Source organism: Telluria antibiotica, from assembly GCF_011682055.1.
Taxonomy (GTDB): Bacteria; Pseudomonadota; Gammaproteobacteria; order Burkholderiales; family Burkholderiaceae_D; genus Telluria; species Telluria antibiotica.
Window position 1 is genome coordinate 54,193 of the sequence record NZ_JAAQOM010000012.1, and the last position, 12,120, is coordinate 66,312.

Genomic DNA, 12,120 nt, shown 5'->3' on the forward strand with positions numbered 1-12,120 from the left:
CGGTCGCCAACAGGCAGCCTGGCCGCCGCGAGCCTCGGCCGTGGTGCCGCCGGGCTTGTTCGCACTCATTCATTTGAACTACAATCGTTCGACTCCGGAGAGAAGCGATGATTCGAGTTCTGTTGGCCGACGATCATGCGATCGTACGAAGCGGCGTGAAGCAGTTGTTGCAGATCGCCGGCGATATTGAAGTGACGGCCGAAGCCATCAATGGTGCCCAGGTGCTGCAAGCCCTGCGCGCCGAGCAGTTCGACCTCATTCTGCTGGACATGGGCATGCCCGGCATCAGCGGTGTCGACCTCATCGCGCGCATCCGGCGCCACGACATCACGGTGCCGATCCTCGTCCTCAGCATGCTCAACGAGGCCCAGGCCGTCAGGCGGGCGTTCAGTTCAGGCGCCAATGGCTATGTCACGAAGGATAATGAGCCGGAAGTCCTCCTTGCGGCGATCCGCAAGACGGCGGCGGGCCACCGCTTCATCGACCCGTTGCTCGTCGACGAGATGGTGTTCGGAAAGGCCGAATCCGATACACAGCCGGCCCACGAACTCCTGTCCGACCGCGAATTCCACATCTTCAGGCTGCTGGCGCACGGGAAAAGCGTCAACGATATTGCCGACGAGCTCGCGATCAGCAACAAGACCGTCAGCACGCACAAGGCGCGCCTGATGCAGAAAATGAACTTCAGCTCCAACGCGGAATTGGTGCGCTACGGTGTCCAGCATGGCCTCGTCGAATGACGCGGGCCTCACCGTGCGTGCGCGCGACGGACTGATCCTCGTCGTCGACGATACGGTCGCGAACCTGCAAATCCTCGCCGACTTCCTCGTCGACTGCGGCTACCGGGTGCTGGTCGCGCAGGAAGGCGAGGAGGCGCTGGAACGGGCGGCGCTTGCGTTGCCCGACCTGATCCTGCTCGACGTGATGCTGCCCGACATGGACGGCTTCGAAGTCTGCCGGCGCCTGAAGCAGCGGAGCACGACGTGCGATATTCCCGTCGTCTTCATGACGGCGCTCGTCGAGGTCGAGCACAAGCTGATGGGGTTCGCGGCCGGCGGCATCGATTACGTGACCAAGCCGTTGCAACTGGCGGAAGTGCTGGCGCGGATCGACACGCACATGCGGCTGCGCTGGCTGCAAAAACAACTGGAAGACAAGAATGCCGAGCTCCAGCGCTCGCACGACGAGCTCGAATGCCGCGTTGCGGAACGCACGGCGGAACTGAGCGAAGCCAACCGGTGTCTGCGCCAGGAGATCGAGGAACGCGAGCAAGCCGAAGCGGCATTGCGCGATAGCGAGCGCAAGTTCCGCACGCTGGCGGAGAACTCGCCGGACCTGATCGCCCGCTACGACCGCGATTGGCGCCGCGTCTACGTGAACCCCGCCTACACGGCATTGTTCGCGACGTCGGCACAGCAGGCGCCGGGCGGCAGCGGCTTCGGCGACGCCGGCATGGCAGCCTGCCAGAACATGCTGCGCAGCGTCATGGCGACCGGTGAGCGGGCCGAGAGTGTCCTGACCTGGCAACAGCCCGGCGCCAAGCCCAGGCATTACGTGTTTCACGCCGTGCCCGAATACGACGTGGACGGGACGGTGGTGCGCGTGCTGACGATCGGACGCGACGTGACGGCGCTGAAAGAGGCCGAGCAGAATTTGCGCGAACTCTCCGCGCGCCAGCACACTGCACGCGAGGAAGAACGCAAACACATCGCGCGCGAACTGCACGACGAACTCGGCCAGTTCCTGACGGCGTTGCGCATGAGCGTGTCGCTGTTGCGCGTACGGTTTGGCCAGGACAACCCGGCGCTGACGGAACACGCGAAAGGCATGACGCAGCTCGTCGACCGGAATATCCAGGTCGTCCGCAACGTGGCCGCGTCGTTGCGCCCGGCCGCGCTCGACATGGGCATCCAGCCGGCGCTGGAGTGGCTGGTCGACGAGTTCCGCCGCCATGCCGGCATCGCGGCCACGCTGCTCGTCGAGGACGAGAACATCGTCCTCGACGACGACAGCCAGACCGCGATCTTCCGCATCGTGCAGGAGTCGCTGACCAACGTGGCGCGCCACGCCGAGGCCGGCGAAGTGACGGTGACCCTGGACAGCAGCGATGCGTATTGCCAGGTGACCGTGCAGGACGACGGCGTGGGCTTCGAGCCCGGCCAGGTCGGCAAGTCGTCGCTGGGCCTCGTCGGCATGCGGGAGCGCGTGCTGATGGTCGGCGGCGCGATCGATATCGACAGTGCGCGGGGCAGGGGGACGACCGTGGTGGTCCGCGTACCGCTCGGCACCCCGTCCACGCACGAGGCGCAAGCCCAGCCCGACTGATTGCGTCCTGTAGGGCGATCCCTACCCCTGTATTTACCGCTGCCTGACCCAAGAATCAAGATTGCCTGATGGCACCCCGTTGTTGCGCATAGGAAGATATGCCTTGGCTGGTTCTTCATGGATCAAACGAGGGATGAAATGACGCAGCAGGACTCACTACCAGGCGAACAGGACGATCGCGCAGCGGAGGCGGTTGACGTGGCGTGCCTGGACGGGACGGAACGGGAACCCGGCGCACGCACGCACGCACGCACGCGGCGCACGCGCGAAGACGAGATGCGTGCCCTGGTCGAGCAGTTGCCGGACGCGGTGGCCCGCCACGATCCCGCGACCCGTATCGTGTACGCCAACCCGGCCTGGGCCCGGCTCATCGGATGTGCGGACGCGGTGACGGGCCGGCGTATCGGCGAGGTCGCGCCGGCCTTGACCGCCGTGGCGCGCTACCAACGCGCGCTCGACCAGGTGGCGGCGTCCGGCGAGCCCGCCGAACTCGACTTCATCGGCGCTGCCGGCGGGCGTGCGGCGGCGCGGCTGCGCATCGTTCCGGAAGCGGCCGCCGACGGCAGCCTGCTCGGCTTGCTGGTGTTCGGCCGCGACCTGGCGCCGCAACACGACCTGGAAGACGAATTGCTGCAATGTTCGGCGGAGTTGCGCGAGCTCGTCGAACACGCGCCCGTCAACATTGCGCACTACGATGCGGCGTGCCGCCGTGTCTATGCGAACGCGCGGTTGATCGCGGCGCTGGGCGGCGATCCGGCGGACGTGTTGGGGAAGACGCCCGCGGAATCGCCGGGAGGCCCAAGGTCTTCGATGTTCATGCAGGTCCTGCGCGACGTGCTCGAGCGCGGCGACGTGCGCGAGGTCGACATGTGCTGGCAGGTGGCGGGCGAGGAGGTCTGCGACCGGGTGCGCGTGAGTCCCCAGTTCGACGGTGCGGGCCGGATCACGCGCGTGCTGGCGGTCGGACGCGACGTGACGGAACTCGGCCGCTACCGCAGGCAGGTGCATCTCCAGGCCTTCTACGATCCCCTGACGGCGCTGCCCAACCGCCTGCTGTTGGGCGACCGGATCTCCCAGGCCATCGCCGACGCCCGGTACCATGACCATGAGTTCGCCCTGCTGCTGCTCGATCTGGACCACTTCAAGAACGTCAACGACAGCCTGGGCCACACGATGGGCGACCGCTTGCTGTGCGCGGTGGCGAAGCGCGTCCAGGATTGCGTCCGCACGCTCGATACGGTGGCCCGGCTCGGCGGCGACGAATTCGCGATCCTGCTGCCGGACGTGCGCGGGATGGACGACGCGGCGGCAGTCGCCGACAAGATTCTCCGGTACCTGGCTGAACCGCTCCTGATCGACGGCCGTGAATTATTCGTCACCGGCAGCATCGGCATCGCCCTCTTTCCCGTCGACGGGGGCGAAGTCGAGTCGCTGCTCAAGTTCGCCGATGCCGCGATGTACCACGGCAAGCACGCCGGGCGCAATAATTTCCAGTTTTATGCGCGCGAGTTCACCGCACGTTCGCTCGAACGGATGGACAAGGAACTTGCGCTGCGCAAAGCCCTGAAAAACGGCGAGCTGGAGGTGTATTACCAACCGCAGATCGACCTGCAGACGGGTCTGCTGATCGGGGCCGAGGCGCTGCTGCGCTGGCGCCGTCCGGGCCTCGGGCTGATCGAGCCGGACGACTTCATTCGGATTGCCGAGGAATCCGGATTGATCGTGGAGATCGGCGAGTGGGTGCTGTCCGTCGCCTGCGGGGCCGTGGCGCGGTGGAACGCGCGGCGCAGCAGGCCTCTCAAGATTGCCGTGAACCTGTCGCCGCGCCAATTCGTGCGCAACGAACTGGTCGACGCGGTGGCCCGCATTCTCGCGGACACCGGGTGCAAGCCCGCGTGGCTGGACCTGGAAATCACCGAGAACCTGCTGCTGGAAGACAGCGAACGGACCGTGTCGATGCTGGCCGCGCTGGACGCGATGGGCGCGTCCATTTCGATCGACGATTTCGGGACGGGCTATTCGGCGCTGAGCTACCTCCACCGTTTCCCCGTCAGCCGCATCAAGATCGATCGTACGTTCGTCGACGGCATCGACGGGCAGGCCGAGAAGAGCGAACTGGTCAAGGCCATGTTGTCGATCGCTGCCGCGCTGAACCTGGGATCGGTGGCGGAAGGGGTGGAAACCGCCCAGCAGGCGGCTTACCTGAAGCAGCGCGGCTGCCGCGCCGCGCAAGGGTATCTGTTCGGCCGGCCGATGCCCCTTGCCGACTTCGAAAATTTCCTGAATAAACAAACGGCGTCGCCCGCATCCTGACGGTGCGGCGGCGAAGTACTGTGCAACATTGGAGACTGACATGAAAAACCTGAAAATCGGGACGCGGATGGGCATCGGTTACGCCGTCGTCCTCGTCCTGCTGGCCGCGACCGCATGGCTGGGCATCAATCGCATGGGGCAAGTGCACGCGCATCTGGAGCGGATCGTCGCGGTTGACAATGCCGTGTTGACCTTGGCTCGCGACATGCGCATGACGGTCGACGACAGGATGATCGCGCTACGCAACCTGGCCCTGATGGAGACGCTCGACGAGAAGCAGCCCGAGTTGCAGCGCGTCCGGCGCCAGGAGGCGGCGTATGCCGACGCGGCCGACAAGCTCGGGAAGCTGCTCGCAAGCCAGCAGGACCTGGCATCCGGCGCCGGCCCCATCGTGGCCGCGATCCGGGACGACGACATCGCGGCCCGGCCCGTCATTGCCAAGGCCATCGACGTCGCAAAGCAGAACAGGCAGAAGGAGGCCACCGACGTCCTGATCAAGGAGTTGCGCCCGCTTCAGTTCAAGTGGACGAAGGACCTGGCCTCGCTCGTCGAACAGGCGAACATGCAGAGCGAACACGGCGTGGCAAACGCGAACGAGGCGTATCGGCGGGCCCGTACCCTGTTGACGGCACTGGCGGTGCTGGCCTTCCTGGTCGGCGGCGGCTTCGCGTACGTGATCACACGCGGCATCGTCCGTCCGTTGAAGGAAGCGGTGCAGGTCGCGCAGACCGTCGCCGGCGGCGATCTCACCAGCCGGATCGACGTGGCGAGCCTCGACGAAACGGGCCAGTTGCTGCGGGCATTGAGAGACATGAACGCGAGCCTCGTGAACATCGTCAGGGAAGTCAGGGGCAGCACCGACACGATCGCGTCGGCGTCGCAGCAGATCGCCACCGGCAACGTCGACCTGTCGTCGCGCACGGAAGAGCAGGCGGGCTCGCTGGAAGAGACGGCGTCGGCGATGGAGGAACTGACGTCGACAGTGCGGCAAAACGCCGACAACGCGCTGCGGGCCAACCGGCTGGCCGTGACCGCATCCGACGTCGCGCGGCAGGGTGGCAGCGTGGTGGAGGAAGTCGTCGGCACGATGAGTTCCATCAACGAGTCGGCCCGCAAGATCGTCGACATCATCGGCGTCATCGACGGCATCGCGTTCCAGACCAATATTCTCGCGCTGAACGCGGCCGTGGAAGCGGCGCGCGCCGGTGCGAACGGCGCCGGGTTTGCCGTGGTTGCGACGGAGGTCCGCAACCTGGCGCAGCGCAGCGCGGTCGCCGCCAAGGACATTAAGACCCTGATCAACGATTCGGTCGACAAGGTCGATGCGGGCAGCCGCCTCGTCGGACAGGCGGGCGCGACGATGACCGAGGTCGTCGACAGCATCCGGCGCGTGACCGACATCGTGGGCGAGATCAGCGCGGCCAGCCAGGAGCAGAGCGCCGGCATCGAACAAGTGACGCAGGCGGTCGCGCAGATGGAGCAGACCACCCAGCAGAACGCCGCGCTGGTGGAAGAGGCGGCGGCCGCCTCCGACTCGATGCAGGACCAGGCGCGCAAGCTGGCGGACACCGTCAGCGTGTTCAAGCTGGACGGGCTGCCGGCGGTGGCGGCGGCGCCCGCGCGCGCCAGGGCCGAGCGGGCGAGGGCTATCGCGCTGAGACAGTTGCCGGCCTAGCGCCGGCGGAGGATTCGACCATGCACGGCTTGGCGAGGAAGGGATGATCCGGATATTGATAGCGGACGATCACGCGATCGTCATCGGCGGGCTGAAGCAATTGCTGGCGCAAGTCGACGACGTCGAGGTCGCGGGCGAAGCGAACACTGGCCACCAGGTGCTGGACGCATTGGTCCGGGACCGTTTCGATCTCGTCCTGCTGGACATGAACATGCCCGGCCCGAGCGGCATCGACCTGATTGCCCGAGTCCGGTCGCATGATGCGGATCTTCCCATCCTCGTGCTCACCATGCACAACGAAGTGCAGGTGGCGCGGGCGGCGTTCAAGGCGGGCGCCGCCGGCTACCTGACCAAGGACACGGAGCCCGAGGTGCTGATCGCGGCCATCCGCAAGACGGCGGCGGGCGGCAAGTTCATCGATCCGACGCTCGTAGACCAGCTGGTGTTCGACGCCGGCGACGGGCAGCTCGAGGCGGCGCACGACAAGTTGTCCGCGCGCGAGTTCCACGTCCTGGCCTTGCTGGCGTCCGGGAAGACCGTCAACGAGATCGCCGCCGACCTCGGCCTCAGCAGCAAAACCGTCAGCACCCACAAGGCGCGGCTGATGCAGAAAATGAATTTCAGCAGCAATGCTGATCTCGTGCGTTATGCGGTCGAGCGGGGACTGGCGAAATAGGGCCTGGCAGAATCTTCAGGTTGTCCTCGATGCAACGATTACCGTACATTTAACGATTTCCGAAAAGGATACGTTCGAATGGCGTGTGAGTATTGGAGACAATGGCTGGCGGGCGCGGCGTGGTTGTGCGTGTCGATCGCGGCGTTCGCGCGGGACGTCCCGGACAAATCCGTGCCGAAGGTGGAGGTGCAGGGCACCGCGCGCGATCGCGACGAAAAACCGTACCGCGACATGTTGGCCGCGATGGATGTCTTCGTGGCGAACCACGGCCTCGCGCCGACGGCGTCGCTGCGGTTCAAGGTCTTCCCGCGCCATGCCGGCGTGTCGATGGACGGTCTCGTTCTCCACATTGCCGGCGATCACACGAGCATTCCCGTGCCGCTGGCGCCGGACGGGACGTTCACGCTGCCGCGTGACGCCGCTGCCGCCGACGACAAGGCCGTCGTCCGCTTCAACCGCAAGATCGGCAGCCTGGCCTGGCGGGCCGACGTCCGCAGCCAGGGCGTGCCGCCCAATGCCCGGCGCCTGGGCGACCTGCTGCTCGAGTGTAAGGTGGCCATGGTGGGCGACCTGGTGGCGTACGTGCACCACCCCATCAACATGATGATCACGAAGATGGAGGATCCGTGCCGCACGATGCCGATCAATATGTTTTATTTCGCCGACCGGCCCGTGTTCAGCGTGGCGCTCGTTGCGGGAAGCCGGCGCAAGGTCATGCCGGCCGCGATGCTGCACGGTCCGACGGCCCCGATGATGCCGAACCAGGAAGACTGGACGTTCCTGCGCGAACGGGTGTTCATGGTCAAGTTCAAGTCGTTGTACGAGCAGGGCTGGCCGGACGACACGCTGCTGGAGTTCGACTTCATGGACGACGATGCGCCCGCCGCGGTCCGGACGTCGCCTGCTGCCGGAGCACGGTCATGACAGGACATTCGATCATGACGCGGGCCTGCCGCTGCATCGCGGCGTTCGTGCTCGCCGCCGCGTTCGCGGGCTGCGCCGCCACCGGCAATGGCACCGTCACCACGTTGACGCAGCAGGGGGCGGCACGGGTCATCGTCATCGGCAAATCGACCAAGGCCGACATCGAGGCCGCCTTCGGTCGCGCCAACGTCACCCCCTTCGCCAACGGGTATGAATTGTGGCTGTACCAGGTCGGGTATTCGAAAGCCGTGGATTCCATGCCGTACGTGAATCTCGTCGTCAGCAGCGCCGACAATAAACGGGAATTGTCGATCCTGTTCGACAAGAATGGCGTCGTGAAGAAATACCTGCTGATGGATCAGTAGCGCACGCAATCCATCATGGCGGTTGCATGAAATGTTGACAGGCCGGTCTTTATTGACAAGCCTGCGGAGGTATCATCGTTCGTCCGGATCGCCATACACGGCGGTACGGTGCTCGTACTCCGCCTGGCGCAGCTCCCGGTCGTGATCCTTGTGGGCGAGAATGGGCCCGGCGATGCGGGCGACGATCACGAGCGCCGCGAAGGCAAGTACGTAGACCATGGGAGCTCCCGACTCCATTTTCTTGAGTCGATCGTATTTTCTGGTCTGATCGTTGTCAACAACTATCCTCGCGCACGTGCTCACATCCACGATGAAGACAGGGCGAACCGTTTTATCGCGTTCGCCCTCGATGCGCAGTCAAGGCAGCAGGCCACGGCGGCGCCTGCCGGGCACGGCGAGGATGCGCAACGCCGTGTCCAGTTGGACGCGCCGGTACTCCATCGCGCGCGCGGCCGCGTGCACGCCCCGCGCGCGCAGCGCGTCCTGCACGTTGTCGGCCGTCCAGCGGTCCGTGCGCCGTTCGCCCAGCATTTTCTTCAGCAAGCCCTTGTCGTCGATCCAGCGGTAAGTCATGGCGGTCTCCTGTGAGTGCAGACCTCCATCGTCGCGTAATTGTGCTGTGGCAACTTACTGGGCGTCAAACACAAAGGCGGTCACGACAGGCGGGCATGATTCAGGATGAGCCACGCGACGGTGATGACGACCATCCCCGTGAACGTCACGCACGACCACGTGAAGCACCAGGCGGACAGCAGCCCGGCCTGCAGGACTTTCTCGAACAGGACGCCGAGCGCGAAATCGAACGCCGTGAGGAACGACCAGCGCCGCAGGTAGACGGGCAGGTAGCGGCTCATCTTGCGGTTGTGCTGGTGCGCGGCGTGCCGTTCGAAGAGGTTGCGCGCGGCGCTGACGTCGCGGAACAGCCAGTCGAAGAACAGGAAGCGGTAGAGCAGGCGCCGGAACGGCATGTCCGGTGGCGGCTCGCCGGCAGGGGCGGGTTGGGGTGGCGTGTCCTTGTCGATCGTCATGGTTGCACCGCTGGCTTGAATGGCGTGATCACACCACCGACAGGAAGCATGTCCACGATATCCATGGTATGACAGTTGCCGTCCCGGGCGCGTTCGTTGGCTAACGTAGCGTGCGCGGGTCCACCGGACATTGTCGGCGAACGACGGTCGGGGTTTCTGAGGAGCACCAACAAAAGCAAAATGGGCGCACGCGGCGCCCATTCCGGAGACCGAGAACAGTCGGTCAGCCTTCCTGCACGCGCCTGGTGATGTGCGCCAATGCCTCGTCGACCTGGTCGATGAGGATCAGCGACAGGTCGCCCGGCTGCAGGCGCGCCAGCGCCTTGTCGATGGCGACGAACTCGCCCTTGATCTCGTCGACGAACGTCGTGCGCGGCGCACCCGCGAGGCCCTCGCGCAGCAGCGCGACGACTTCGCCTTCCGAGCGGCCGCGCTGGCACTGGTCTTCGTACAGCAGCACGTCGTCGAACGCCTTGCCGAGGATGCGGGTCTGGTCGCGGATGTCGTCGTCGCGACGGTCGCCGGCGCCCGAGATGACGACCGAGCGGCGCTTGGCCGGCATCGATTCGACGGCGCCCACGAGGGCCTGGATGGCGTCCGGGTTGTGGCCGTAGTCGGCGATCACGGTCGCGCCGCGGTAGTCGAACACGTTGAAGCGGCCGGGCGCGTTGTCGCTCTCGCCGACGAAGGTCTTGAGGCCCAGGCGGATCGCATCCCACGAGATGCCGACGGCCCATGCCGCCGCCACGGACGCCATCACGTTCTCGACCTGGAAGCCGACCACCCCACCGCGCGTGATGGGCACGTCGGCGAGCGGCACGCGCTCCTCCTTCTTGCCGTGCGCCGCGACGAGGTGGCCGCGGTCGACGTAGACGATGCGGCGGCCCTGCGCGCGGTGCTTCTGCATGACGGGCAGCGAGCTGTCCGCGGCGAAGTAGGTAACGTCGCCCTTCGTGTTGTCGGCCATGGCGGCCACGATCGGGTCGGCCGCGTTCAGCACGGCCATGCCGTTCGGCGCCACGTTCTGGATGATCACGCGCTTCAGCACCGCGAGGTCTTCCAATGTGGTGATGTAGTTCAGGCCCAGGTGGTCGCCGGCCCCGATATTGGTCACGACGCCGACCTGGCAGCGGTCGAACGCGAGGCCTTCGCGCAGCATGCCGCCGCGCGCCGTCTCGAACACGGCCGCGTCGACGTCCGGGTGCAGCAGCACGTTGCGCGCGCTGCGCGGGCCGCTGCAGTCGCCGCTGTCGATGCGGCGGCCCTGGATGTACACGCCGTCCGTGTTCGTCATGCCCGTGCGCAGGCCGGAGCTCGTGAGCAGGTGGGCGATCAGGCGCACGGTCGTCGTCTTGCCGTTCGTGCCCGTCACGGCGACGACGGGGATGCGGCCGTCGTCGCCCGGCGCGTACAGCGTGTCCATGATGGCTTCGCCGACGGCGCGGCCCTTGCCGAACGACGGCGAGATGTGCATGCGCAGGCCCGGCGCCGCGTTCACTTCGACGATGCCGCCGCCTTGTTCCTCGATGGGTTTCAGCACGCTGTCGCACACGAGGTCGACGCCGCAGATGTCGAGGCCGACCATGTGCGCGGCCGCGATCGCGCGCGCGGCCACTTCCGGATGGACGTCGTCCGTGACGTCGGTCGCGGAGCCGCCCGTCGACAGGTTCGCGTTGTTGCGCAGGGTGACGCGCTGGCCTTTCGGCGGCACGGATTCCGCGTCGTAGCCCTGCTTGGCCAGCGAGGCGAGGGCGATGTCGTCGAAGCGGATCTTCGTCAGCGACGTCGCGTGGCCGTCGCCGCGGCGCGGGTCCTTGTTGACGATCTCGACGAGCTGGCGCACCGTGTGCGTGCCGTCGCCCACGACGTGCGGCGGGTCGCGGCGCGCGGCGGCGACGAGCTTGTTGCCGACGACGAGCAGGCGGAAGTCGTGGCCCGGCAGGTATTTTTCGACCATGATGTCGTCGCGGAATTCGGATGCGGCGGCAAAGCCCGCATCCAGCTGTTCGCGCGTCGTGACGTTCACCGTGACGCCCTTGCCCTGGTTGCCGTCCTTCGGCTTGATCACGACCGGCAGGCCGATCTCCTGCGCGGCGGCCCACGCATCATCCAGGTCGCTCACGGCGCGGCCCAGCGGCACGGGCACGCCGGCCGCGTTCAACAATGTCTTCGTCAGTTCCTTGTCCTGGGCGATCGATTCCGCGATGGCGCCGGTGGCGTCGATCTCGGCGGCCTGGATGCGGCGCTGGCGGCTGCCCCAGCCGAACTGCACGAGGCTGCCCTCGGTCAGGCGGCGGTACGGGATGCCGCGCGCGACGGCGGCGTGCACGATCGATCCCGTCGAGGGGCCGAGGCGCACGTCTTCGTCGAGGTCGCGCAACTGCTTCAGCGCGGCGTCGAGGTCGAACGCCTCATCGTTGCGGGCGGCCGTGCACAGCTGCTCGGCCAGGGTCATGGCCAGGCGGCCGACGTCTTCCTCGCTGTATTCGACGACGACCTGGTAGATGCCGCGCTCCAGGGTGGCCGTCGTGCGGCTGAACGTGACGGGGCAGCCGGCCTGCGCCTGCAGGGCGAGCGCGGCGACTTCCAGCACGTGCGCGAGCGGGATCGTGTCGTCATGGCCGGTCGGTTGCAGCGCGCCGATGTCGGGGAACAGGGCGCGCAGGCGCGTCTCGAAGCCGGACAGCGTGCCGACCGATTCCTCCTCCGGCGTGCAGGCGACGATCGCCTCGATCGACGTGTGGTGGCTCCAGAGGTTGGGACCGCGCAGGGCCCGTACGCGAGTGACTTCCATAGATCTTTCCTTTAGGGTCT

Annotated in this window: 11 protein-coding genes; 7 read left to right on the plus strand and 4 right to left on the minus strand. The window is 66.4% G+C overall.

Annotated elements, in window-relative coordinates; translation table 11 throughout:
* The first annotated feature begins 107 nt into the window (after nucleotides 1-107).
* The 7 genes from HAV22_RS19450 (at nucleotide 108) to HAV22_RS19480 (ending at nucleotide 8,278) form a co-directional block, all read left to right on the plus strand.
* A complete protein-coding gene (locus tag HAV22_RS19450) occupies nucleotides 108-740 on the plus strand; it encodes a response regulator (RefSeq protein ID WP_166861401.1) in 633 nt (210 codons plus the stop codon).
* A complete protein-coding gene (locus tag HAV22_RS19455; RefSeq protein WP_166861403.1) occupies nucleotides 724-2,325 on the plus strand; it encodes a response regulator in 1,602 nt (533 codons plus the stop codon). The genes HAV22_RS19450 and HAV22_RS19455 overlap by 17 nt, the downstream gene beginning before the upstream one ends.
* Before the next feature lie 138 nt (nucleotides 2,326-2,463).
* Entirely contained in the window at nucleotides 2,464-4,638 is a 2,175-nt protein-coding gene (locus HAV22_RS19460; RefSeq protein WP_166861405.1) for a putative bifunctional diguanylate cyclase/phosphodiesterase, read from the plus strand.
* A 40-nt stretch (nucleotides 4,639-4,678) separates the two neighbouring features.
* Nucleotides 4,679-6,313 carry a methyl-accepting chemotaxis protein gene (locus HAV22_RS31695; protein WP_166861406.1) on the plus strand — a complete coding sequence of 545 codons (1,635 nt, stop codon included), beginning with the start codon at nucleotides 4,679-4,681 and terminating at the stop codon, nucleotides 6,311-6,313.
* Nucleotides 6,314-6,356: 43 nt separating this feature from the next.
* A complete protein-coding gene (locus HAV22_RS19470; protein ID WP_166861408.1) occupies nucleotides 6,357-6,989 on the plus strand; it encodes a response regulator in 633 nt (210 codons plus the stop codon).
* A gap of 78 nt (nucleotides 6,990-7,067) precedes the next feature.
* Entirely contained in the window at nucleotides 7,068-7,913 is an 846-nt protein-coding gene (locus HAV22_RS19475; RefSeq protein ID WP_166861410.1) for a hypothetical protein, read from the plus strand.
* Nucleotides 7,910-8,278 (plus strand): hypothetical protein, encoded by a 369-nt coding sequence (locus tag HAV22_RS19480; protein ID WP_166861412.1) that lies wholly within the window; start codon nucleotides 7,910-7,912, stop codon nucleotides 8,276-8,278. The genes HAV22_RS19475 and HAV22_RS19480 overlap by 4 nt, the downstream gene beginning before the upstream one ends.
* A gap of 72 nt (nucleotides 8,279-8,350) precedes the next feature.
* Here the strand turns inward: HAV22_RS19480 and HAV22_RS19485 are convergent, their stop codons facing one another.
* The 4 genes from HAV22_RS19485 to cphA form a co-directional block, all read right to left on the minus strand.
* Nucleotides 8,351-8,497 carry a hypothetical protein gene (locus tag HAV22_RS19485; RefSeq protein WP_166861414.1) on the minus strand — a complete coding sequence of 49 codons (147 nt, stop codon included), beginning with the start codon at nucleotides 8,495-8,497 and terminating at the stop codon, nucleotides 8,351-8,353.
* Nucleotides 8,498-8,635: 138 nt separating this feature from the next.
* Nucleotides 8,636-8,851 carry a hypothetical protein gene (locus tag HAV22_RS19490; RefSeq protein WP_166861416.1) on the minus strand — a complete coding sequence of 72 codons (216 nt, stop codon included), beginning with the start codon at nucleotides 8,849-8,851 and terminating at the stop codon, nucleotides 8,636-8,638.
* A gap of 80 nt (nucleotides 8,852-8,931) precedes the next feature.
* The gene (locus HAV22_RS19495; RefSeq protein ID WP_166861418.1) at nucleotides 8,932-9,306 is read right to left on the minus strand and encodes a hypothetical protein; all 375 of its coding nucleotides are present in this window, start codon (nucleotides 9,304-9,306) and stop codon (nucleotides 8,932-8,934) included.
* Between the two features lie 223 nt (nucleotides 9,307-9,529).
* Nucleotides 9,530-12,100 (minus strand): cyanophycin synthetase, encoded by a 2,571-nt coding sequence (gene cphA, locus HAV22_RS19500; RefSeq protein ID WP_166861420.1) that lies wholly within the window; start codon nucleotides 12,098-12,100, stop codon nucleotides 9,530-9,532.
* Nucleotides 12,101-12,120: the final 20 nt, after the last annotated feature.